The 23,032-nt window shown below is 72.5% G+C and carries 21 protein-coding genes; 3 read left to right on the top strand and 18 right to left on the bottom strand.

The genetic code is table 11. The features are described from left to right. Nucleotides 1-131: 131 nt before the first annotated feature. The 13 genes from nusB to ACFWEG_RS20695 form a co-directional block, all read right to left on the bottom strand. The gene (gene nusB, locus ACFWEG_RS20755) at nt 132-569 is read right to left on the bottom strand and encodes a transcription antitermination factor NusB (protein WP_387217184.1); all 438 of its coding nucleotides are present in this window, start codon (nt 567-569) and stop codon (nt 132-134) included. Between the two features lie 2 nt (nt 570-571). Then, nucleotides 572-1,138, bottom strand: a complete 567-nt coding sequence (gene efp / locus ACFWEG_RS20750; protein WP_387217182.1) for an elongation factor P — start codon at nt 1,136-1,138, stop codon at nt 572-574. A 67-nt stretch (nt 1,139-1,205) separates the two neighbouring features. After that, on the bottom strand, nt 1,206-2,312 hold the full coding sequence (locus tag ACFWEG_RS20745; protein ID WP_387217180.1) for an aminopeptidase P family protein: 1,107 nt from the start codon (nt 2,310-2,312) through the stop codon (nt 1,206-1,208). Between the two features lie 63 nt (nt 2,313-2,375). Next, on the bottom strand, nt 2,376-3,215 hold the full coding sequence (locus ACFWEG_RS20740) for an AAA family ATPase (RefSeq protein WP_387217178.1): 840 nt from the start codon (nt 3,213-3,215) through the stop codon (nt 2,376-2,378). A gap of 161 nt (nt 3,216-3,376) precedes the next feature. Continuing rightward, nucleotides 3,377-4,474 carry a 3-dehydroquinate synthase gene (aroB, locus tag ACFWEG_RS20735; RefSeq protein ID WP_387217176.1) on the bottom strand — a complete coding sequence of 366 codons (1,098 nt, stop codon included), beginning with the start codon at nt 4,472-4,474 and terminating at the stop codon, nt 3,377-3,379. Then, on the bottom strand, nt 4,471-5,040 hold the full coding sequence (locus ACFWEG_RS20730) for a shikimate kinase (RefSeq protein ID WP_387217173.1): 570 nt from the start codon (nt 5,038-5,040) through the stop codon (nt 4,471-4,473). Before ACFWEG_RS20730 ends, aroB begins: the two co-directional genes overlap by 4 nt. After that, nucleotides 5,037-6,221: a chorismate synthase gene (aroC, locus tag ACFWEG_RS20725; protein WP_387217171.1), complete on the bottom strand. Its 1,185-nt coding sequence runs from the start codon at nt 6,219-6,221 to the stop codon at nt 5,037-5,039. Before aroC ends, ACFWEG_RS20730 begins: the two co-directional genes overlap by 4 nt. Before the next feature lie 128 nt (nt 6,222-6,349). Continuing rightward, complete coding sequence (locus ACFWEG_RS20720) at nt 6,350-7,186, bottom strand: shikimate dehydrogenase (protein WP_387217168.1); 837 nt, start codon at nt 7,184-7,186, stop codon at nt 6,350-6,352. Continuing rightward, on the bottom strand, nt 7,179-8,891 hold the full coding sequence (mltG, locus tag ACFWEG_RS20715; RefSeq protein WP_387217166.1) for an endolytic transglycosylase MltG: 1,713 nt from the start codon (nt 8,889-8,891) through the stop codon (nt 7,179-7,181). The genes ACFWEG_RS20720 and mltG overlap by 8 nt, the downstream gene beginning before the upstream one ends. A 123-nt stretch (nt 8,892-9,014) precedes the next feature. Further along, on the bottom strand, nt 9,015-9,491 hold the full coding sequence (gene ruvX, locus ACFWEG_RS20710; RefSeq protein ID WP_387217163.1) for a Holliday junction resolvase RuvX: 477 nt from the start codon (nt 9,489-9,491) through the stop codon (nt 9,015-9,017). Beyond that, nucleotides 9,491-12,160 (bottom strand): alanine--tRNA ligase, encoded by a 2,670-nt coding sequence (gene alaS, locus ACFWEG_RS20705; protein ID WP_387217160.1) that lies wholly within the window; start codon nt 12,158-12,160, stop codon nt 9,491-9,493. The genes ruvX and alaS overlap by 1 nt, the downstream gene beginning before the upstream one ends. Beyond that, nucleotides 12,160-12,483 carry a hypothetical protein gene (locus ACFWEG_RS20700; protein WP_387217158.1) on the bottom strand — a complete coding sequence of 108 codons (324 nt, stop codon included), beginning with the start codon at nt 12,481-12,483 and terminating at the stop codon, nt 12,160-12,162. Before ACFWEG_RS20700 ends, alaS begins: the two co-directional genes overlap by 1 nt. 7 nt (nt 12,484-12,490) lie before the next feature. Then, complete coding sequence (locus ACFWEG_RS20695) at nt 12,491-12,931, bottom strand: DUF948 domain-containing protein (RefSeq protein WP_387217155.1); 441 nt, start codon at nt 12,929-12,931, stop codon at nt 12,491-12,493. A gap of 173 nt (nt 12,932-13,104) precedes the next feature. Between ACFWEG_RS20695 and ACFWEG_RS20690 the strand changes: the two genes are divergently transcribed. Then, a complete protein-coding gene (locus ACFWEG_RS20690; RefSeq protein WP_387217153.1) occupies nt 13,105-15,273 on the top strand; it encodes an ATP-binding protein in 2,169 nt (722 codons plus the stop codon). Between the two features lie 24 nt (nt 15,274-15,297). Here ACFWEG_RS20690 and rpsD read toward each other — a convergent pair whose 3' ends face one another. The 5 genes from rpsD to ACFWEG_RS20665 all read right to left on the bottom strand — a co-directional run bounded on the left by rpsD (nt 15,298) and on the right by ACFWEG_RS20665 (nt 20,650). Then, nucleotides 15,298-15,912, bottom strand: coding sequence for a 30S ribosomal protein S4 (gene rpsD, locus ACFWEG_RS20685; RefSeq protein ID WP_387217150.1), 615 nt, complete (start codon nt 15,910-15,912; stop codon nt 15,298-15,300). Between the two features lie 379 nt (nt 15,913-16,291). Next, on the bottom strand, nt 16,292-17,671 hold the full coding sequence (locus tag ACFWEG_RS20680) for a replication-associated recombination protein A (protein ID WP_387217148.1): 1,380 nt from the start codon (nt 17,669-17,671) through the stop codon (nt 16,292-16,294). Between the two features lie 69 nt (nt 17,672-17,740). Next, entirely contained in the window at nt 17,741-18,370 is a 630-nt protein-coding gene (locus ACFWEG_RS20675) for a vitamin K epoxide reductase family protein (RefSeq protein ID WP_387217146.1), read from the bottom strand. 292 nt (nt 18,371-18,662) lie between these two features. Next, entirely contained in the window at nt 18,663-19,928 is a 1,266-nt protein-coding gene (gene hisS / locus ACFWEG_RS20670; RefSeq protein ID WP_387217144.1) for a histidine--tRNA ligase, read from the bottom strand. A 14-nt stretch (nt 19,929-19,942) separates the two neighbouring features. Beyond that, nucleotides 19,943-20,650 (bottom strand): MBL fold metallo-hydrolase, encoded by a 708-nt coding sequence (locus tag ACFWEG_RS20665; protein WP_387217142.1) that lies wholly within the window; start codon nt 20,648-20,650, stop codon nt 19,943-19,945. A gap of 148 nt (nt 20,651-20,798) precedes the next feature. Here ACFWEG_RS20665 and ACFWEG_RS20660 point away from each other — a divergent pair, with 148 nt between their 5' ends. Both ACFWEG_RS20660 and ACFWEG_RS20655 read left to right on the top strand, forming a co-directional pair. After that, nucleotides 20,799-21,605: a peptidylprolyl isomerase gene (locus tag ACFWEG_RS20660; protein ID WP_387217139.1), complete on the top strand. Its 807-nt coding sequence runs from the start codon at nt 20,799-20,801 to the stop codon at nt 21,603-21,605. A 145-nt stretch (nt 21,606-21,750) separates the two neighbouring features. Next, nucleotides 21,751-22,980 (top strand): DUF349 domain-containing protein, encoded by a 1,230-nt coding sequence (locus ACFWEG_RS20655; protein WP_387217137.1) that lies wholly within the window; start codon nt 21,751-21,753, stop codon nt 22,978-22,980. Nucleotides 22,981-23,032 lie beyond the last annotated feature (52 nt).

Here is a 23,032-nt window from a genome sequence, read left to right as displayed (position 1 = left end):
CGGATTTCCGTGTGCGCGCCCCGGCGCTTGTGCGCGAACCCGCCGATGGGGAACGCCGAAGGGGCCGTCATGTGCTGACGGCCCCTTCAGTGTGTGGCGTACGTGCCGGCGTGCGCCGCGGAGGGCGGTCCTCAGCCCTCCGCGTCGCGGCGCAGGCTCGGCTTCAGGTCCTTGAAGCGGGCGAGCAGGCCGTTGACGAAGGCCGGGGACTCGTCGGTCGAGAACTCCTTGGCGATCTGGACCATCTCGTCGATGACGACGGCGTCCGGCGTGCCGTCGACCCAGATCAGCTCGTGGGCGCCGAGCCGCACGATGTTGCGGTCCACGACCGGCATCCGGTCGAGCGTCCAGCCGACGGCGTAGGTCGCGATCAGCTCGTCGATGCGGGGCGCGTGCTGTGCGTACCCCTCGACCAGCTCCATCGTGAACTCGCTGACGGGCGGCTGGCGGGTGTCGGTGCGGGCGTGCCGAATCCAGTCCGCGAGGACCGTCTGCACGTCTGCCCCGCGCTGGTCGGCCTCGAAGAGGATCTGGAAGGCCCGCTTGCGGGCCGTGTTCCGGGCGGCCACGGTTAGCTGTTCACCCGGCCGAGGTAGTCGCTCGTGCGGGTGTCGACCTTGATCTTCTCGCCGATGTTGATGAACAGCGGCACGCCGATCTCGTGGCCGGTCTCCAGCGTCGCGGGCTTGGTGCCGCCCGTGGACCGGTCGCCCTGGACGCCGGGCTCGGTGTGCTGGACGGTCAGCTCGACGGCGGCGGGCAGCTCGACGTAGAGCACCTCGCCCTCGTGCGTGGCGACGGTGGCGGTGAAGCCCTCGATCAGGAAGTTCGCGGCGTTGCCGACGGCCTTCTTGTCGATGTGCATCTGGTCGTACGTCTGCATGTCCATGAAGACGTAGTACTCGCCGTCCATGTACGAGAACTGCATGTCGCGGCGGTCGACGGTGGCCTGGTCGACCTTCACGCCGGCGTTGAAGGTCTTGTCGACGACCTTGCCGGAGAGCACGTTCTTGAGCTTGGTGCGTACGAACGCGGGGCCCTTGCCGGGCTTGACGTGCTGGAACTCGACGACGGACCAGAGCTGGCCTCCGTCGAGCTTGAGCACCATGCCGTTCTTGAGGTCGTTCGTGGAAGCCACGGTTGCGGAATCTCCTGGACTGACGCGGTGGAACCAAGGGTCGCCCCGTTCCGCGCCCGGTGAGGCGCTAGAGCGCGAGCAGTTCCTTGGTCGTGATGGTGAGTAGCTCGGGTCCGCCGTCCGCCGGGGGGCGCACGACGAGCGTGTCGTCGATCCTGACTCCGCCCCGGCCCGGGAGGTGGACCCCCGGTTCGACGGTGACGGACACGCAAGCGTCCAGTTTACCCATGGCTTCGGGGGCGAGCTGCGGGTCCTCGTCGTTTTCCAGTCCGACCCCGTGACCGGTGCGCGGTGCGAGGGCGTCGCCGTACCCGGCGGCGTGGAGGACCTGGCGGGCCGCGCGGTCGGCGTCGCGGTACTCGGCGCCCGGGGTGAGCGCCTGGCGGCCGGCCCGCTGAGCGGCGAAGACGACCTCGTAGAGCTCGACCTGCCAGTCGGCGGGGGCGTTGCCGATCACGAAGGTGCGGCCGACCTCCGCGCGGTAGCCGTGGTAGGCGGCGCCGAGGCAGACGGAGAGCAGATCGCCCTCCTCGACCCGGCGGTCGGTGGGCCGGTGCCCGATCCGTGCGGCGTTCGGCCCGGAGGCGACGGAGGTGGCGAAGGCGGGGCCGTCGGCGCCGTGGTCGACGAGGCGGCGCTCGAGTTCGAGGGCGAGGTGCCGTTCGGTGCGGCCGACGAGGATCGACTCCAGGAGCTCGCCGAGCGCCTGGTCGGCGATCTCGCCCGCGGTGCGGATCAGGGCGATCTCCTCCTCGTCCTTGGTCAGCCGCTGCTGCTCGACGGCCTGCCCGAGGTCGGTCAGGCGCAGCCGGGGCGCCCGGGCGGCCAGCGCGCGGTGGCGGGTGACGGTGAGGTCGTGCTCCTCGACCGCCAGCGCGTCCGCCCTCAGGCCGGCGGCCAGTCCGGCGGCGGCCAGGGCCGCGTCGCCGTCGGAGGCGGCGAGCAGCTGGATGCGCAGGGCCTCGTCGGGGCGGCCCACGCCGACCTGGTCGGTCGGCATCCGGTCGCACAGGAGCACGTCCTCGTCGCCCCCGACGAGCAGCGCGGCGCCCTGGGGAGCCGCGCCCGCCAGATAGCGGACGTTGGCGGGCCGGGTGATCAGCGCGGCGCCGTTCCCGGCGGCGGTGAATCGTTCCCTCAGCTGTGCTCGTCGGGTCTCGTGCGCCTCTGCCATAGGGCGAGCGTACGAGCGGCGACCCGGGTCGGCCGCTCCAGCGCGTCCGACCGGGGCGCGCCGCTACCAGGTGGGCGGGCTGGCGATGGAGCGGGCGAGGACGTCGTCGAGGACGCGGGCGGTGGTGGGGATGTCGTAGCCGGAGTTGTCGATGATCGGCAGGCCGGAGCCGTACCACCCGGCCATCCGGCCGTGGATGGCCGCGACCTCCTCGTCGGACAGCCGCCGGTTGCCGGTCCGCCGGGCGTTGCGCTCCAGGACGACCTCCAGACCGGGCAGCAGCACGACGGGCAGCAGGCCGGGGCCGACGTGCCGCTTCCAGCCGCCGAGCCCGACGACGGGGCGGTCGGGGAAGACGGCGTCGTCGATGATGCAGGAGATGCCGTTGGCGAGGAAGTTGCGCGCGGAGAAGCCGCAGGTGCGCCGGGCGAGGCGGTACTGGGTCTCGGACTGGTCGTTCCAGCCGGTCTGCGGGTCGGCGAAGCCGGAGCAGACCCACTCGCGGACGTCGTCGAGGCTGATGTGCGCGGTGGCGACGCGGCGCTGGGAGGCCCAGTGGCGCGCCACGCTCGTCTTGCCGGCGCCGGCGGGGCCGATGAGCAGGACGGCGAGGGTGGTGGCGCCGGTGTCCGCGGGCGCCGGCCCGGTCGGGGGCAGCGGGGCCGCGACGGGGCCGCCGGGCGGCAGGGGGATGTGGCCGGTGGTGTCCCGGGGCGGAGGCCCGGAGGGCACGGCGTGCAGGGGCGACGGCGGCGGCTGCTGGGGCAGCGGGGCGCCGGGGTGCTGCGCCCGGGCCACGGGCGGCCCCCCGGGGCGGTGCGCCGGGGAGGGCGGCCCGGCCACATGCCCGACCGGACCCGGCGGATGAGGTGGTGGCAGCGGGACCCCCACAGCGTGCTGCATCCGGTGCCACTCCGTTTCGTACGGGCGCACCCCACCGGGGGCGCGCGCAGGACTGGGCCGAACGGTACCGTCCCCGGCCGGTGTCGTGTGAACGGCCGGGGACGGTGACAAGTGCCCGTGGTCGGGAGTGAGATGCGGGCGGGGGGTGTCGCGGTTCCGCGTCAGGAGGAGACTTCGCCGTACGCCGCGAGCAGCACGGCCGGGTCGGGGCCCTCCAGGACGGTGGGCTTGGCGATCCCGTCGAGGACGATGAAGCGCAGCAGGTCGCCGCGCGACTTCTTGTCGACCTTCATGGTCTCCAGGAGCTTGGGCCACTGGTCGCCCCGGTAGGTCAGCGGCAGGCCGACCGAGGCGAGGACGCTGCGGTGCCGGTCGGCGGTGGCGTCGTCGAGCCGCCCGGCCAGCCGGCCGAGTTCGGCGGCGAACGCCATGCCGACGGAGACGGCGGCCCCGTGCCGCCACTTGTAGCGCTCGTTCTTCTCGATCGCGTGGGCCAGGGTGTGCCCGTAGTTGAGGATCTCGCGCAGCCCCGACTCCTTGAGGTCGTTGGAGACGACCTCGGCCTTGACCCGGATCGCCCGCTCGATCAGCTCGGCGGTGTGCGGGCCCTGCGGGGTGCGGGCGGCCTCGGGGTCCGCCTCGATCAGGTCGAGGATCGCCGGGTCGGCGATGAACCCGGCCTTGATGATCTCGGCGAGGCCGCTGACGTAGTCGTTCACGCCGAGCGAGTCGAGGGCGGCCAGGTCGCACAGGACGCCCGCCGGCGGGTGGAAGGCGCCGACGAGGTTCTTGCCCTCGGCGGTGTTGATGCCGGTCTTCCCGCCGACGGCCGCGTCGACCATCCCGAGGACGGTGGTGGGCACGGCGACCCAGCGCACCCCGCGCAGCCAGGTGGCCGCGACGAAGCCGGCGACGTCGGTGGTGGCCCCGCCGCCGACGCCGACGATCACGTCGGAGCGGGTGAAGCCGGTCTGGCCGAGCGCCTTCCAGCAGTAGGCGGCGACCTCGACGGTCTTGGCCTCCTCGGCGTTCGGCAGCTGGATCGCGATGGCCTCGTAGCCCTGTCCGGCCAGGTCCTCGCGGAGCGCCTCGCCGGTCTCGGCGAGCGCCTCCGGGTGCAGCACGGCGACCCGCTTGGCGCGCGGCCCGACGAGCCCGGGCAGCTCGTCGAGCAGCTGCCGGCCGACGAGGACCTCGTAGGGGTCGGTGCCGTCGACGCCGCCGACCTGGATTCGGGTGACGGACTGCTGCTCGGTCATGCGGTGTTCTCCTGGCCGGTCGGTTCGGTCCGGTCGGCCTGCTCGGCGGGTCCGGCGGGCCGGATCTTCAGCGTGTCGAGGACGGCGTCGGCGACCTCGTCGGGGTCGAGGCCGTCGGTGGCCACGACGGCCCGGGCGACCTCGGTGTACAGCGGGCGGCGGGCGTCCATGAGGGTGCGCCACTGCTGGCGCGGGTTGACGGCGAGCAGCGGGCGGGCCTGGTTCAGGCCGACCCGCCTCACGGCCTCGCCGACCTCGACGTCGAGGAAGACCACCGGGCGGCCGGCGAGCAGCTCCCGCGTCTCCTCGGCGAGCACGGCCCCGCCGCCGAGCGCGAGCACACCGGTGTGCTCGCGCAGGGCCGCGGCGACGGCCGCGCGCTCGAGGGCGCGGAAGTGGTCCTCGCCGTCGTCCACGAAGATGTCCGAGATCGCGCGGCCCTCGGCGGCGACGATGTCCTCGTCGCTGTCCCGGTAGCCGACGCCGAGCCGCTCGGCGAGCACGGCGCCGACGGTCGACTTGCCGACCCCCATGGGGCCGACGAGCACGACCAGCGGGCCGGTCACCGGAAGTTGAGGTGGTCGAGGTAGCCCTGCACGTTGCGCCGGGTCTCGCTGACGCTGTCGCCGCCGAACTTCTCCGCGACCGCCTCGGCGAGCACCAGCGCGACCATCGCCTCCGCGACGATCCCGGCGGCGGGCACCGCGCAGACGTCGGACCGCTGGTGGTGGGCCGCGGCCTCCTCGCCGGTGGTCACGTCGATGGTCCGCAGTGCGCGCGGCACGGTCGCGATGGGCTTCATCGCGGCCCGCACGCGCAGGAGTTCGCCGGTGGACATGCCGCCCTCGGTGCCGCCGGAGCGGCCCGAGGTGCGCTTGATGCCCTCGTCGGTCGGCACGATCTCGTCGTGCGCCTTGGAGCCGGGCACCCGGGCGAGGTCGAAGCCGTCGCCGACCTCGACGCCCTTGATGGCCTGGATGCCCATCAGCGCGGCAGCGAGCCGCGCGTCGAGCCGCCGGTCCCAGTGCACGTGGCTGCCGAGGCCTACGGGCACGCCGTAGGCGAGCACCTCGACGACGCCGCCGAGCGTGTCGCCGTCCTTGTGGGCCTGGTCGATCTCCGCGACCATCGCCTTGGAGGCGTCCGCGTCCAGGCAGCGCACCGGGTCGGCGTCGAGCCGCTCGACGTCGCCGGGTGTGGGGTAGACGCCGTACGGGGCCTTCGCCGCGGCGAGTTCGGTGACGTGGCTGACGATCTCGATGCCGGCGGTCTCCTTGAGGTAGGAGCGGGCGACCGCGCCGAGCGCGACGCGGGCGGCGGTCTCGCGGGCGCTGGCGCGCTCGAGGATCGGCCGGGCCTCGTCCAGGTGGTACTTCTGCATGCCGGCGAGGTCGGCGTGGCCGGGGCGGGGGCGGGTCAGCGGCGCGTTGCGCGCGAGCTGCGCCAGCTGCTCGGGGTCGACCGGGTCGGCCGACATGACCTGCTCCCACTTGGGCCACTCGGTGTTGCCGACCATCACCGCGACCGGCGAGCCCATCGTCAGCCCGTGCCGCACACCGCCGAGGAAGGTGACCTCGTCGCGCTCGAACTTCATCCGCGCGCCGCGGCCGTAGCCGAGCCGCCGCCGGGCGAGGTGGTCCGCCACCATCTCGGTGGTGATCGGTACGCCGGCGGGCAGTCCCTCCAGCGTCGCGACAAGTGCGGGTCCGTGGGACTCCCCCGCGGTCAGCCAGCGCAACTTGCTCAACGGTGCTCCTCGTGTACTTCGCGGCCTGCAGCGGCGACCGGCCCGGACGCACCCGGCCAGCCACCCCCGATCCTCCCACGCCGCATGCCCGCCCCCGCGCCCGGTCCATCAGGCGGACGGGTGGCCCGTCACCTCGCGGCGAGCGCCGCCTCGCCCGCCGTGCGCATGGCGGTGAGGGGGGCGGGGGTGCGGCCGGTCATCAGCTCGACCTGGAGGACGGCCTGGTGGACGAGGAGGTCGAGGCCGCCGACGACCGCGCCGCCGCGGGCGGACCAGGCGGCGGCGAGGGGGGTGGGCCAGGGGTGGTAGAGGACGTCGAAGAGGGTGCCGGGGGCCTCGGGGACGGCCGCGGCGAGGTCGTCGGTGGCGCCGGCGGGGGTGGTGGCGATGACCAGGGGCGCGGCGAGGGCTTCCTCCGCGCGGGTCCAAGAGGCGGTGCGGACGTCGACGCCGAGGCGTTCGCCCCAGCCGCGCATCTCGTCCGCGCGGGCCTCGCTGCGGACGTAGACGAACACGGGGCCGTCGCAGATCCGCGCGAGGGCGGCGAGGGCGGAGGACGCGGTGGCGCCGGCGCCGAGGATCGCGGCTGACGGGGTCCGCTCGACGCCCCGTTCGCGCAGGGCCGCCTCGATGCCGGGGATGTCGGTGTTGTGGCCGATCCGGCGGCGGTCCTCGGTCAGCACCACCGTGTTCACCGCCTCGACGGAGGCGGCCGTCTCCGTCACCTCGTCGAGCAGCGGGATCACCGCGCGCTTCAGCGGCATGGTGAGGGAGAGTCCGGCCCAGGCCGGGTCCTGGTCGAGAGCGGCGAAGAACTCCGACAGGGTGGCCTCGTCGACCTCGTGCCGGTCGTACGACCAGTCGTCAAGACCCAGCGCGGTGTACGCGGCGCGGTGGAGGACCGGCGACAGGGAGTGGGTGATCGGCGAGCCGAGGACGGCGGCGCGGCGGGCGGTGTCAGTCAAGGCCCTGCTGCCTCTTGAACTCGTCGTTCAGCTTCTCGTGGTCGTCGACGTTCGTCGTGAACTTTGTCGTCTTGCCGTCCAGCGAGATGAAGAACATCCACCCGTTCTTGGTCGGGTTGAGCGTCGCCTTCAACGCGTCCTCGCCGGGATTGCTGATCGGCCCCGGCGGAAGACCCGTGTGGTAGTAGGTGTTGTAGGGATCCGGATTGCTGCGGATCTCCTTGCTGGAGATCTTGATCTCGCTCTGGTTGTTCAGGTAGTTGAACGCGGAGTCGAACTCCAGCTTGCGGTTGGTGATGTCGTTGTCCGGCTTGAGCCGGTTGTAGACCACCTCGGACATCTTGCGGAAGTCGTCGTGCGAGATGCCCTCGGCCTGCACCAGGCTGGCCACGGTCAGAACCTGCCAGGGGTCCTCGAGACCGAGCTTCGAAGCCTGTCCCTCCAGGTCGAGCTCCTCGTACCTGGAGTTTGCCTGGGCCACCATCTTCTTCAGGACGTCCTCGGGCTTCGCGTTCTTGCTCACGGAGTAGCTCAGCGGGAAGAGGAACCCCTCCAGCGGGTCCTTGAGCTGCTTGTGTCCGTCGGCCCATTCGGGCAGGCCGAGATTCCCGGCCTCCTTCTTGGCCACCGCCTTGGTGGTGCCGCTCTTGAGCTCGAGCTTCTTGTCGATGGCGGCGTAGATCTGCACGTTGCGCAGGCCCTCGGGAATGATCAGGTTGTTGAGGGCCTCGGGCGAGACCATCGCCTTCATCGCGTTCTCGGCGGACATCTCCTTGTTGAGGGAGTAGACCCCCGGCTGCAGCTTTCCGCTGTTGGGGTCCTTTCCGTAGGCCTCGATGAAGGCGTCGACGCTCTTGACCACCCCGGCCCGCTTCAGGACCTGGCCCATCACAGCGCCGGTGGCACCTTCGGGGATCTCGACCTCGATGGGCTCGCTTCCCTCCCCCGCGAAGTCGGGCGCCGCGCCGAAACGGTCCTGCCAGAAGCTGTAGACGTAGTACGCGCCGCCGCCTCCGATGCCGAGGAAGACGACCGCGACGATCAGGCACGCCATCCCGTTGCGGCGTTTCTTCGGCTTGCGGCCGCCGGGCTCGCGGCGGGCCGTGCGCGGGGGTTCGTCGTCGCCGTCGTCGCCGTCGCGCGTCTCGCGTGCGGGGGTGGCGTCCGTGTCGGGGTCGGCGAAGAACGCGTGCTCGGGCTCCTCGGCGACCTGCGCGTCCCAGTCGGACTGCGGCTCGGGCTGCGGCGCCTGCTGCTGGGGCGCCTGCTGCTGCGGATGGGCCGCGCGCTGGTTCGGCGGCTGCGGCGGGGGGTACGCCTGGGGCGTCGTGTAGTAGTCGGGCTGCTGGCCGCCGTACGTGCCGCCGCCCTGGTTCCCGTACGGGTCGGGATGGCCCTGACCGCCGTACGGGTCGCCGTAGCCGGGGTTCTGGTACTGCTGCTGAGGCTGTTGAGGCTGCTGACCGGTGTCCCACCCGCCGCCGTACGGCTGCTGCTGGGGCTGGGGCTGGGGCTGCTGCTCCGGGTACCCGTAGCCGTACCCGTACGGGTCGGGCTGCTGCTGGGCCTGCTGCGGGTAGTGGGTCTGCGGCTGCTGCGGATACTGCTGCTGCTGGCCGCCGTACTGGTCCCACCCCTGGTCCCCGTGCGACGGGTCCTCAGGGTGCCACGGTTCGGGGCCCGTGCCCCGGCCATACTCAGTCATCGATCCCCTAGAGCCGCGAGACGGGGTCCCCGTCGGAGTGTCGGGGCTACCGGTCGCCTCTTGGAAGCTGTCCGGCAGCTGTTCGAATCCACACCGGACGCGCGGAACGTTACCGTACCGCGATCAGACAACCACTTCGACGCCCTCGCCGGGAGCCGCACCAGACGCCCGTTCGGACTCAAGCGCGTTCTGCAGGATGACGACGGCGGCCGCCTGGTCGATGACGGAGCGGCCCTTCTTCGACCGCACGCCGGAGGCGCGCAGGCCCTGGGCGGCGGTGACGGTGGTCATCCGCTCGTCGACCAGCCGCACCCCGACGGGTGCGATGCCGCGGGCCAGTTCCTGGGCGAAGGCCCGGACCTTGGCGGCCGCGGGACCCTCGCCCCCGTTGAGGGAGCGGGGGAGCCCGACGACGACCTCGATCGGCTCGTACTCCTCGACCAGGGCCTTGAGCCGCCGGTGGGCGGCCGGGACGTCACGTCCCGGCACGGTCTCCACCGGCGTGGCGAGGATCCCGTCGGGGTCGCAGGACGCGACCCCGATCCGGGCGTCCCCGACGTCGATCGCCAGCCGGCGACCGCGCCTGAGCGGGCTGCTCATCAGGCGGTCTCACCGACCATGCGCTCGACCGCGGCGACGGCGTCGCCGATGGCGGCCGGGTTCTGGCCGCCGCCCTGGGCCACGTCCGGCTTGCCACCGCCTCCGCCGCCGAGGGTCTTGGCGGCGGTGCGGACCAGGTCGCCGGCCTTCAGGCCGCGGGCCCGGGCGGCCTCGTTGGTGGCGATGACGGTCAGCGGGCGGCCGTTGGCCGTGGTGAACAGGGCCACCACGGCGGGCCGGTCGCCCTGGAGCCGACCGCGGACGTCGAGGACGAGGCGGCGCAGGTCGTCGGCGCCGGTGCCGTCGGGGACCTGACCGGTCACCAGGGCGACCCCGCGGACGTCCTGCGCACCGGCGGCGAGACCCGCGGCGGCCTGGAGGACCTTCTCCGCGCGGAACTTCTCGATCTCCTTCTCGGCGTCCTTGAGCTTGCCGAGCATGGAGCTGATCTTCTCCGGCAGCTCCTCGGGGCGGCCCTTGACCAGCTCCTGGAGCTGGGCGACGACCGTGTGCTCGCGGGCCAGGAAGTTGTAGGCGTCGACGCCGACCAGGGCCTCGATGCGGCGCACCCCGGAGCCGATGGACGACTCGCCGAGCAGCTTCACCAGGCCGAGCTGGGCGGTGTTGTGGACGTGCGTGCCGCCGCACAGCTCCTTGGAGAAGTCGCCGATGGTCACGACGCGGACCCGCTCGCCGTACTTCTCGCCGAACTCGGCGATGGCGCCCTGCTTCTTGGCCTCGTCGATGCTCATGACCTCGGCGTGCACGTCGAGTTCGTGGCTGAGCACCTCGTTGATCTTCTGCTCTACGTCCGTCATGACCGAGCCGGGCACGGCGTTCGGCGAACCGAAGTCGAAGCGGAAGCGGCCGGGCTGGTTCTCGGAGCCGGCCTGGGCGGCCTGCGGGCCGAGCGCGTCGCGCAGCGCCTGGTGGGTGAGGTGGGTGGCGCTGTGGGCGCGGGCGATCGCCCGGCGGCGGCGGACGTCGATGACGGCCTGGGCCGGGGCCCCGACGGTCACCTCGCCGACCTGCACGACGCCGCGGTGCACGTAGACGCCGGGGACCGGCTTCTGGCAGTCGCGGACCTCGACGACGGCGCCGGAGTCGATCCGGATGCGGCCGGTGTCGCCGATCTGGCCGCCGCCCTCGGCGTAGAACGGGGTGCGGTCGAGGACGATCTCGACCTCGTCGCCCTCGGTGGCGGCCGGGGAGGGCACGCCGTCGACGAGGATGCCGACGACGCGGGACTCGCCGACCGTGTGCTCGTAGCCGATGAAGTCGGTCTCGCCGGCGGCGTCCGCGATCTCGCGGTAGCCGGACATGTCGGCGTGGCCGGTCTTCTTGGCCTTGGCATCGGCCTTGGCGCGGTCGCGCTGCTCCTTCATCAGCCGGCGGAAGCCGGGCTCGTCCACGGTCAGGCCCTGCTCGGCGGCCATCTCGAGGGTGAGGTCGATCGGGAAGCCCCAGGTGTCGTGGAGCAGGAACGCCTTGTCGCCGGAGAGGACGGAGCCGCCGGCGGCCTTGGTCTCGGTGACGGCGGTGTCGAGGATGTTGGTGCCGCCCTTGAGGGCCTTGAGGAACGCGGCCTCCTCGGCGAGGGCGACGGTCTCGATCCGCTTCCGCTCGGTGATCAGCTCGGGGTACTGCTGCCCCATGGTGTTGATCACCGTGTCGACGAGCTGCTGGACGACCGGGCCCGTGGCGCCCATCAGGCGCATGTTGCGGATGGCGCGGCGCATGATGCGGCGCAGCACGTAGCCGCGGCCCTCGTTGCCGGGGGTGACGCCGTCGCCGATGAGCATGACGGAGGTGCGCATGTGGTCGGCGACCACGCGCATGGAGACGTCGGTGTGGTGGGCGGCGCCGTAGCGGACGCCGGTCAGCTCGGTGGCGGTGTCCATGACGACGCGGAGGGTGTCCGTCTCGTACATGTTCTGGACGCCCTGGAGGATCATGGCGAGGCGTTCCAGGCCGAGGCCGGTGTCGATGTTCTTCGACGGCAGCTCGCCGAGGATCGGGAAGTCCTCCTTGCCCTCGCCCGGACCGCGCTCGTACTGCATGAAGACCAGGTTCCAGATCTCCACGTAGCGCTCGTCGTTGACGGCGGGGCCGCCCTCCTCGCCGAACTCGGGGCCGCGGTCGTAGTTGATCTCCGAGCAGGGGCCGCAGGGTCCGGGGACGCCCATGGACCAGTAGTTGTCCTTCTTGCCGAGCCGCTGGATGCGCTCGGCGGGGACGCCGATGTCCTCGCGCCAGATCCGCTCGGCCTCGTCGTCGTCGAGGTAGACGGTGATCCACAGCCGCTCGGGGTCGAGTCCGAAGCCGCCGTCGGCGACGGAGTTGGTCAGGGCCTCCCAGGCGTAGCGGATGGCCCCTTCCTTGAAGTAGTCGCCGAAGGAGAAGTTGCCGCACATCTGGAAGAACGTGCCGTGCCGGGTGGTCTTGCCGACCTCTTCGATGTCCGGCGTGCGGACGCACTTCTGGACACTGGTCGCGCGCGGGGCGGGCGGCTTGGTCTCACCGAGGAAGTACGGCTTGAACGGGACCATGCCGGCGTTGACGAGCAGCAGAGTCGGGTCGTCCGCGATGAGCGACGCCGAAGGGACGACGGTGTGCCCGCGCTCCTCGAAGAAGCTCAGCCAGCGGCGGCGGATTTCTGCCGACTCCATCAGTGGTCCTCATTCCGGTTGTGCGAGTGCGTGCGGTACGTGTCGTGTTCGATGGCGGGCGAGCGGCGCGGCGGCGGGAGCGCGCCGCGGTCCGCCGCGTCGTTGACGCCGAGGGCGTCGTTGAGCTCGTCCTCGCGCCGCTCCATGTTGGCCCTGACGTCGAGGGCGAACGCCTTGAGGCGGTGGCCCGTCTCGACGGCCTTGTCCGCGGCCTGCGCGGCGAGGCTCTCGGGGGTCAGCTTCTTCAGCGTGCGGTTGACCTTGGTGGTGGCCCACACACCGGCTGCGGCACCGGTGGTGAACCAGAAGGCTCGACGGAACATCGTGGTCTCAGCCCTTCCGCTTCCTGCGCCGCGCGGCGGGCACGGTGCGTCCGACGATCACCGTGCGACGCGGGTCGCGTCGGTCGGTGTCCTGTTCGGGCACCTTCTTGCCGCCCAGCGCCTGCCGAACCCCGTAGCCGAAGGCCGCGACCTTCACCAGCGGCCCGCCGAAGGTGGAGGCGACGGTCGAGGAGAGCGCGGAGGCGTTGGAGGTGACCTCCTGGACGTCGGTGGCGATCGCGTCGACCCGCTCCAGCTGGGTCTGCGCGGAGCGGACCGTCGCCGAGGCGTCCGCGAGGAGCGGCACCGCCCGGTCGGTCACGTCCGCGACGAGCTTCGTCGTCGCCCTGAGCGTCTGCGCGAGCCTCACCAGTACCACGGCGAGGAACGACACGAGGATCGCCCAGAAGACGGCCACCAGAAGGCCGGCCACCTCTCCACCGGACACGATTGCACCGCTCTCTGCTGTCGATCGGGGAGCCCCGGCACGAGGTGCCGGAACGGAGAGTCGAGCCTATCGCGCCGGGCCTGGGCCCTCGTACCGCATTACGGCCGCTCAGGTCCCGGGAGCGCGCGAAGTGATTGTACGGTGCGCACGCCTGTCAGTACGCTGCGTGACCCATGGGGCGTTCCAGGGGCAATCTTCCCGCCGAACTCGACGCGTTCGTCGGCCGGGCCGAGGCGGTGGCGGCGCTCGGCGAGCTGGTCGGCCGGGCCCGGCTGGTCACCGTGACGGGGGTCGGCGGGGTCGGCAAGACGCGGCTCGCCCTGCACACCGCGGCGGACGCGGTCGCCGAGCACCCCGACGGCGTCTGGCTGGTGGAGCTGGCCGGCCTGCGCGATCCGGTGCTGGTGGAGCACGCCGTGGCCGAGGCGCTGCGGCTCACCGACCACAGCGCCCGGTCGCTGCGCGAGGTGCTCGCCGGACATCTCGCCGAGCGCCGGCTGCTGCTCGTCCTCGACGGCGTGGAGCACCTGCTCCCGGCCTGCGCCGGGCTCGTCCGCCACCTGCTACGCCGCGCCCCGGGCCTGCGCGTCCTCGCCGTGAGCCGCCGCCCGCTGGACGTCGAGGGCGAGCACCTGTTCCCGCTGGACCCGCTGTCCCCCGGCGACGCGGTCGCGCTGTTCACCGCGCGGGCCGCCGCCAGGCTCCCCGGCTTCGGGTCCGCGACGGGCGTCGGGAGCGTCGCGGACGGTGAGGCGGTGGCCGCGATCTGCCGCCGCCTCGACGGCATCCCGCTCGCCCTCGAACTGGCCGCGGGCCGGCTGCCCGGTCTCTCCCCGCGCCAGCTCCTGGACCGGCTCGACGACCGGATGCGGATCCTCGAGAGCCCCCGGCACTCCGGGCTCGCCCGCCACCGGACCCTGCGCACCGCGATCGGCTGGAGCCACGAGCTGTGCACGCCCGAGGAGCGGCTGCTGTGGTGCAGGCTGTCCGTCTTCACCGGCAGCTTCGACCTGGAAGCCGCGGAGTACGTGTGCGCGGGCCCCGGCCTGTCCGCCGACCGGGTCCTGGACGTCCTGCACGAACTGCTGGCCCAGTCCGTCCTGGTCCGCGAGGAGGCCGGTGACGTCCTGCGGTACCGGATGCTCGACACCGTGCGGGCCTACGGGGGCGAGTGGCTGGTGTCCCTCGGCGACGCGGAGCGCATGCGCCGGCGCCACCGCGACTGGTTCCTCGGCCTGGCGACCTGGTGCGAGCTCGACTGGTTCGGCCCGCGGCAGGCGGAGGTCGCCGCCCGGATCGAGGCCGAACTGCCGAACCTGCGCACCGCGCTCGCACACTGCCTGACCGAGCCGGAGGACGCCCACCTGGGCCAGTACCTGGCCGGGACGCTCTGGTTCTACTGGGTGGGCTGCGGCCGGCTCGCCGAGGGCCGGCACTGGCTCGACCGGGCCGTCGCCCTGGAGTCCGGCCACGACGAGTCGCGCCTGAAGGCGCTGTGGGTGCTCGGCTACGTCGCCGTCCTCCAGGGCGGCAACGCGGCGGCGACGGCCGCGCTCTACGAGTGCCGCGAGGAGGCGGAGCGGACCGGCAACACCCTGGCCCTCGCCTACGCCGAGCACCGGATCGGGTGCCTGGCCCTGCTGTCCGACGAGATGCCGCGCGCCGAGCGGCTCCTCACCTCCGCCCTCGACCGCTACGACACCCTCGGCGAGCTGAACAGCAACGTCCTGATGGCGCGCGCCGAGCTGGCGATGACGTACGCCTTCCAGGGCCGGCAGGCCGCGGCCGTCGCGCTCTGCGAGGAGATCCGCGACGCCTGCGCGGACCGCGGCGAGCGCTGGGCCCTGTCGTACGCGCTGTACGTGCTGGCCTTCGCCGCCTGGTCGGGCGGGGAGCACGAGCGGGCGCGGGAGCTGCTGGGCGCGTGCCTGGCGGGCAGCGCCGGCTTCAACGACGTGCTGGCCGCGGTCCTCTCCCTCGAACTGCTCGCGCTGGTGACGGTCAGCGAGGGGGACGCGGCGGAGGCCGCTTTGCTTCAGGGCGCAGCCGGGCGGATGTGGGAGCGGGTGGGGCCGCCGCTGTTCGGATCGTTCCACTTCGGCGCGCCGCACGCGACGTGCGAGCGGCGCGCGGTCCGCGCCCTCGGGCGGGCGGGGTACGAGGAGCGGCTGCGCGAGGGGCGGCGGCTTGACCTGGGCGCCGTGGTCGAGCGCGCCCTCGCGGGCCGGCCCGCCCCCGGCGGACCGGTCGCGCTGCCAGGACCCGCCCCGGTCCCGCACACGCGAAGGCCCGCCGACTCCCCCACCGGAAAGGGCGGGGAGGCGGCGGGCCGGGGCGCGTGAGGCCCGGTGACGACGACCGCTGGATCAGCGGGCGTAGTACTCGACGACGAGCTGCTCGTCGCAGATGACCGGGATCTCCTTGCGGTTCGGGTCGCGGTCCAGGCGGAAGGCCAGGGCCTTCAGGTTCACCTGGAGGTAGCGCGGCGTCTCGCCGTCCGTGTCGTAGCCGCCCTCACGGGCGATCTGGAACGGAACCTTCTCGCGGGAGCGCTCGCGGACCGTCACGACGTCGTCGGGGCGGACGCGGAACGACGGCTTGTCGACCTTGGCGCCGTTGACCTCGATGTGGCCGTGGACGACCATCTGGCGGGCCTGGTAGATCGTGCGGGCGATGCCCGAGCGCAGGACGAGCGCGTCGAGACGGCGCTCGAGCTCGATGACCAGAGCCTCGCCGGTCTTACCCTCGGCCTTCTTGGCGCGGTCGTAGGCGCGCGCCATCTGGCGCTCGCTGATGTCGTACTGGGCGCGCAGGCGCTGCTTCTCGAGCAGACGGACCTTGTAGTCCGAGTTCTGCTTGCGGCCGCGGCCGTGCTCGCCCGGCGGGTAGGGGCGGGCCTCGAAGTACTTGACGGCCTTCGGGGTCAGCGCGATGCCGAGGGCACGCGACTTCTTGACCTTGGGACGGGACTGGTTCGGCATGAACCAACCTCTCTCGTTCTGTGCGAATACGGCTTCACCAGGGTTAGGGGAGGTCGCATCCGCAGCCCGGGAAACCCTCGGCCGCACCGCGGACCGGTGAGGTCCGTGGACGGGGCCGGCGGGCAGCCGCTCCCAGGTCTGGGCACATACGTGCAGCACGCGAGTGACCCACCGACCGCTGCTCGCACAGGGTGGTGGGTTGCCCGCGACACCTTCGACGGTGCGCGACGCTCCTGGAGATCCGCCGTCCGGTGAGGGACGGGGCGCTCCGGCTGCATGTCCCGTTCTGGTGAACCGGCCTCTCTCCCGGGCGACCTCGGAGGGCCGTGAGGAGCGGAGTCCGGAAACAGGACGCAGCGCTGCGGGTCAGTCTACCGGGTCAGGAGGACTGCTCCGGACCCTCCTCCTCGCCCTCCCTGCCGAGCCTGCGGCGCGTCCAGCGGACGATGTCCGCGTACCGCGCCTCCCCGCCGTGCCGGGTGGGCTCGTAGTAGACGGCGTCCTTGAGCTCGTCGGGGGCGTACTGCTGGGGGGCGATGCCGTCGGGCAGGTCGTGGGGGTAGACGTAGCCCTGGGCGTGGCCGAGCTTGGCCGCGCCCTTGTAGTGGCCGTCGCGCAGGTGGGCGGGGACGGGGCCCGCGTGGCCCTTGCGGACGTCGGCGAGTGCGGCGCCGATGGCCGTGGTCGCCGCGTTGGACTTCGGGGCGAGGGCCAGCGCGATGGTGGCGTGGCTGAGGGTGAGCGCCGCCTCCGGGAAGCCGATCATGGCGACGGCCTGGGCGGCCGCCACCGCGGTCGGCAGCGCGTGGGGGTCGGCGAGGCCGATGTCCTCGCTGGCGGAGATCATCAGCCGGCGGGCGATGAACCGGGGGTCCTCCCCGGCCTCGATCATCCGGGCCAGGTAGTGCAGGGCCGCGTCCACGTCGGAGCCGCGGATGGACTTGATGAGGGCGCTGGCGACGTCGTAGTGCTGGTCGCCGTCCCGGTCGTACTTCACCGCCGCCCGGTCGACGGTCTCCTCCACCGTCTCCAGGGTGATCTCCGGCTCGCCCTTGTCGAGCGCGGCCCCGGCGGCCGCCTCCAGGGCGGTCAGCGCGCGGCGGGCGTCTCCGCCGGCGATCCGCAGCAGGTGCGCCTCGGCCGGCTCGGGCAGGGTGACGGCACCGCCGAGGCCGCGCTCCTCGGTCAGCGCCCGGTGCAGCAGGCCGCGCAGGTCGTCGTCGGTGAGCGGTTCGAGGGTGAGCAGCAGGGAGCGGGAGAGCAGCGGGGAGATCACCGAGAAGTAGGGGTTCTCGGTGGTGGCGGCGATCAGCGTCACCCAGCGGTTCTCGACCGCGGGCAGCAGGGAGTCCTGCTGGGCCTTGCTGAAGCGGTGGATCTCGTCGAGGAAGAGGACGGTCTCCTTGCCGTACCCGCCGCTGGCGCGGCGCGCGCCGTCGATGACCGCGCGCACCTCCTTCACCCCGGCGGTGATCGCGGAGAGCTCCACGAACCGCTTGTCGGTGGCCTTGGAGACGACATAGGCGAGCGTGGTCTTGCCGGTGCCGGGCGGGCCCCAGAGGATCACCGAGGACGGGCCCGCGGGCCCGCCGCCGCCCTCGCCGACGAGGCGGCGCAGAGGGGAGCCCGACTTCAGCAGATGGCGCTGCCCGACGACCTCGTCCAGGACGCGCGGACGCATCCGGACGGCCAGCGGGCTGCTCGACGGGTCCTTGGCCTGGCGGTCCTCCGCGGCGGCGGTGAAGAGATCGGGTTCCACACCGACAAAGCCTAGGTCACCCCACTGACAGGGCCCCAGAAGCGGGGGCCGCCGCAGGTCAGGGCCGTCTCAGCTGGTCCAGAAGTCCCACCAGCGGGTCAGGATCAGCATGCCGATGACGCCGATCCAGAGCACCGGCGGCACCCAGTGGAACTCCGTCAGCGCGTTGCGCAGCCCCTTGGGGGCCGGGATGATCCCGTGCTTCACGTTGTGCACGGTGACGTAGCAGAACATCAGGATGGTGGCGACCCACGCCAGGCAGCACCACAGGCACAGCGAGCCGATGACGTACAGCGACTCGTACTGGAGCCAGGTGACGAAGCCGACGCCGAAGAGGCAGCCCAGCTCGAACCCGATCCAGTACCAGCGCGGCAGCCGGGCGCCGCCGAGGAGGGCGAGGCCGATGGCGACGACCATGCCGTAGGTGACCAGGCCCAGCATCGGGTTGGGGAAACCGAAGACCGCGGCCTGCTCGCTCTTCATGATGTTGCCGCAGGAGACGACCGGGTTGAGGCTGCACCCGGGGGTGAAGCCGGGGTCCTCCAGGAGCTTGAACTTGTCCAGGGTGATGACCCAGGCGGCGAGGAGGCCGGCCAGGCCGGTGACCACGAGCAGGATCGCGAGGGGCCTGCCCGCACCGACCCGGGTGTCGGGCGCGGGTTCCGGTTCCGTCTTGCGGCTCGCGACTGCTGTCGTCATCAGATGTCACTCCTGTCGTCCCTGCGAGAGCGTCGTCATTCTGCCGCACGGGGGACGACTCGCGCCGTTCGCCCGGGATAAGGGCATCCCGCCCGGAGTGCGCTGCCGGGCCCTCCGACGTCGGGAAAGACGGGTGCGCGGACCGGTATCCATCGGGAGGGGGATTCCCGGTGCGCGGAGTTGACGCACCACCCGGCGCGCCACGGCCCGCATGCCCCGCACGCCCCGCCGCGGGACGGCGTCAGGGCCCGCCCCGGCGTGCGGGGCGGGCCCTGAGGGGGTGTGACCGGGGTCAGCCCTGGAGCCTCGCCCGCAGCGTGTCGACGACCGCGTCCAGCGCGACCGCCTCCTGCTCGCCGGACTCCATGTCCTTCAGCTGCACGTTGCCCTCGGCGAGGTCGCGCTCACCGGCGACGAGGGTCCAGCGGGCGCCGCTGCGGTTGGCCGACTTCATCGCTCCCTTGAGGCCGCGACCGCCGAACGCGAAGTCCGTCGCCACGCCCGCCTTCCGCAGCTCGGTGACGACCGCGAACAGCCGCCGCCGCGCCTCCTCGCCGAGCGGGACCGCGTACACGCTGGTGGTGGCGGGGAGCTCCAGCTCGACGCCCTCCGCCTCCAGGGCGAGGACCGTGCGGTCCACGCCGAGCGCCCAGCCGACGGACGGCAGCGCGGGGCCGCCGATCATCTCCGACAGGCCGTCGTAGCGGCCGCCGCCGCCGACCGCGGACTGCGAGCCGAGGCCGTCGTGGACGAACTCGAAGGTGGTGCGGGTGTAGTAGTCCAGGCCGCGGACCAGCTTCTCGTCGTCCTCGAAGGCCACCCCGGCGGCCGTGATCAGCTCGCGGACCTCCTCGTGGTACGCCTTGCAGGCGTCGCACAGATAGTCGCGCAGCATCGGCGCGCCGACGAGCTGCTTCTGGACGTCGGCCCGCTTGTCGTCGAGGACGCGCAGCGGGTTGATGTCGATCCGGCGGCGGGTCTCCTCGTCGAGGTCGAGGCCGCGCAGGAAGCCCTGCAGCGCCTCGCGGTAGACGGGGCGGCACTCCTTGTCGCCGAGCGAGTTCAGCAGGATGCGGAACCGCGTCAGGCCGAGCGAGCGGTACGCCTGGTCGGCCAGGATGATCAGCTCGGCGTCGAGCGCGGGGTCCTCCGCGCCGATCGCCTCCGCTCCGACCTGCGAGAAGTGGCGGTAGCGGCCCTTCTGCGGGCGCTCGTAGCGGTAGTACGAGCCGGAGTACCAGAGCTTGACGGGCAGGTTGCCGGCCTTGTGGAGGTTGCCCTCCAGGGCGGCGCGCAGGACGGAGGCGGTGCCTTCGGGGCGCAGGGCGAGCTCGTCGCCGCCCTTGGTGGTGAAGGCGTACATCTCCTTGCTGACGATGTCGGTGGACTCGCCGACGCCGCGGGCGAAGAGGCCGACGTCCTCGAAGCCGGGCGTCTCGACGTACCCGTAGCCGGAGCTGCGCAGGGGGGCTGCGATGGCCTCGCGGACCGCGAGGAACTTCGCGGAGTCCGGCGGCAGCAGGTCGTAGGTGCCCTTGGGGGCCTTGAAGGTGCTCATGTGCGTTTCTCTCGTCACATTCCTCGTCGGGGAGAGCTGGGCGCTCCCCGGCCCGCGGCGACTTCCCTGAGGTAGGGGTTGGTCGTGCGCTCGCGGCCGATGGTCGTCTGGGGGCCGTGGCCGGACAGGACCACGGTCGAGTCCTCCAGCGGCAGGGCCACGCGGGCCAGGGACCGGAGGATCTCGGCGTGGTCGCCGCCGGGCAGGTCGGTGCGTCCGATGGAGCCGGCGAAGAGCAGGTCGCCCGAGAACAGCACCGACGGGATGTCGGACGCCTCGGGCGTCTGGAACGTCACCGACCCCTGGGTATGGCCGGGCGCGTGCGCGACGGAGAAATCCAGGCCTGCCAGGGTCAGCGCCGCGCCGTCGGTCAGCTCGCGGACGTCGTCCGGTTCGCCCACCGTCAGCTCGCCCATGAGCGGCATCCCGATGGAGCGGCCGAGCGCCTTCTCCGGGTCGCTCATCATGTAGCGGTCGGCGGGGTGGATCCACGCGGGCACGTCGTGCGCGCCGCACACGGGGACGACGGAGGCCACGTGGTCGATGTGGCCGTGGGTGAGGACGACGGCGACGGGCTTCAGCCGGTGCTTGCGCAGGGTCTCCTCGACGCCCTCGGTGGCCTGGTGGCCGGGGTCGATGATCACGCACTCCTCGCCCGCGGCGGGGGCCACCACATAACAATTGGTGCCCCAGGCCCCGGCGGGGAAGCCGGCAATGAGCACGATCGTCCCTTTTTCCTCGTACGGCGTCGGCCTGCCGGACAGCAAGCGGTGATCAGAGCCTACCGGCGCGGCGACGGTCACAGGTAACCCATATACGGTACGGGGCAAGCTACAGCGTCCCTGGCCAGTCACGTACGAGGAGTAACCGGTGGTCAACCACGAGCAGCGGCGGCGGCAGCTCGCCCGGGAGAAGTACCTGCGGCAGCAGCAGCGGCGCGAGACGGCGCGCGCCAAGGCCCGCCGCCGCAACGCGGTGATCGCCGCCGCGCTGGCCGTGGTGGTCGCGGGCGGCGGCATCGCCGCTGCGGCGGGCGCGTTCTCGGGTGACGGGAAGAAGGGGAGGACCGAGGACAGCGCGGCGAAGTCGGAGCAGAGCGCGGCGCCCTCGCCCTCCGAGAGCAAGAAGCCCGAGCCGAAGCTGACGATCGACAAGAAGGCTAAGTACACCTTCGACCTGAAGACCAGTCAGGGCGACATCGCGATCGCGATGGACGCGGCGAAGACCCCGCGCACCGTCAACTCCTTCAACCACCTTGCGGAGAAGGGCTTCTTCGACAAGACCAAGTGCCACCGGCTCACCACCCAGGGCATCTTCGTCCTGCAGTGCGGCGACCCGGAGGGCACCGGCGCGGGCGGCCCGGGCTACAACATCCCCGACGAGAACCTCGACGCGCTCGGCAAGCCGGGCGCGGACGGCGCGGTCACGTACAAGGCGGGCACGGTGGCGATGGCCAACACCGGGCAGCCGAACAGCGGCGGCAGCCAGTTCTTCCTGGTCTACAAGGACTCCAAGCTGCCCCCGTCGTACACCCCGTTCGGCACGATGGACGCGGCCTCGCTCAAGGTCGTCGCGGCCGTCGGCAAGGCGGGGGTCGCCGAGGGCGGGCAGAGCCCGGCCGACGGCGCCCCGAAGAAGGCGGTCGACGTCTCGAAGGCGACCGTGAAGAAGAACTGATTGCTCGCTCCGGATGCGGACAGCCGCCCCGCGCGTCGCCTATGTTGGCGGGGTACGGGGCGGCGGTGTCAGCTCCCCCGAAGAAAACCGTGGACGATGCCCGGGGACGACGCGTCCCCCGCGGCGTCATGTGGATGGAGGCGCTGTGAGCAGCGACCCGTGGGGCCGTGTCGACGAGACGGGCACCGTGTACGTGCGTACCGCCGAGGGGGAGAAGGTCGTCGGCTCCTGGCAGGCGGGCTCCCCGGAGGAGGCGCTCGCGTACTACGAGCGCAAGTACGAGGGGCTGAAGGTCGAGATCGGACTCCTCGAACGCCGGGTGAGGACCACCGATCTGTCGGCCAAGGACGCCCAGGTCGCCATCGACCATCTGCGCGAGCAGGTCGAGGCGCACCACGCCGTCGGTGACCTCGACGCGCTGCGGACCCGGCTCGAGAAGCTGGTGGAGACCGTCGAGTCGCGGCGCGAGGAGCGCAAGGCGCAGAAGGCGAAGCAGACCGACGAGGCCCGCGAGGCCAAGGAGAAGCTGGTCGCCGAGGCCGAGGAGCTGGCGGCGTCGGACCAGTGGCGGTCGGCGGGCGAGCGGCTGCGGGCGCTCGTGGACACCTGGAAGGGCCTGCCGCGGCTCGACCGGAAGTCCGACGACGAGCTGTGGCACCGCTTCTCGCACGCCCGCTCGGCGTTCTCCAAGCGGCGCAAGGCGCACTTCGCCGCGCTCGACGCGCAGCGCGAGGACGCCCGCAAGGCCAAGGAGCGGCTGGTCGCCGAGGCGGAGAGCCTGTCGGGCTCGACCGACTGGGGCGCGACGGCCGCCCGCTACCGCGAGCTGATGGCGGACTGGAAGGCCGTGGGCCGCGCCCAGCGCGAGCACGAGGACGACCTGTGGAACCGCTTCCGCGGCGCCCAGGACGTGTTCTTCGCGGCCCGCAGCGGCGTCTTCGCCGAGCGGGACGCGGAGCAGGGCGAGAACCTCAAGGTCAAGGAGGAGCTGGCCGCCGAGGCGGAGCAGCTCCTCCCGGTGACCGACCTGAAGGCGGCCCGTGCCGCGTTCCGGTCGATCAACGAGCGCTGGGAGGCCGTCGGCCACGTGCCGCGCGACGCGCGGCCGAAGGTCGAGGGCCGGATGCAGGCCGTCGAGCGCGCCATCCAGGAGGCCGAGGAGGGCGAGTGGCGGCGGACGAACCCGGAGGCCCGGGCGCGGGCGGCCGGCCTCACCGGCCAGCTCCAGGACGCCGTCGACAAGCTGCAGAAGCAGATCGACACCGCCCGGGCGCAGGGCAACGACGCGCGCGCGGACAAGCTGGCGCGTGAGCTGGAGGGCCGTCAGGCGCTGCTCGACCAGGCCCTGAAGGGTCTGCAGGAGTTCGGCGGCTGATCCGTCCGGGACGAGGTACGGCGAAGGGGCCGCGGTTCACCACCGCGGCCCC

It is taken from the genome of Streptomyces sp. NPDC060194 (assembly GCF_042728285.1).
Taxonomy (GTDB): Bacteria; Actinomycetota; Actinomycetes; order Streptomycetales; family Streptomycetaceae; genus Streptomyces.
The sequence above is the reverse complement of the archived record's forward strand: the minus strand, read 5'-3'. Positions and strand labels throughout refer to the sequence as shown.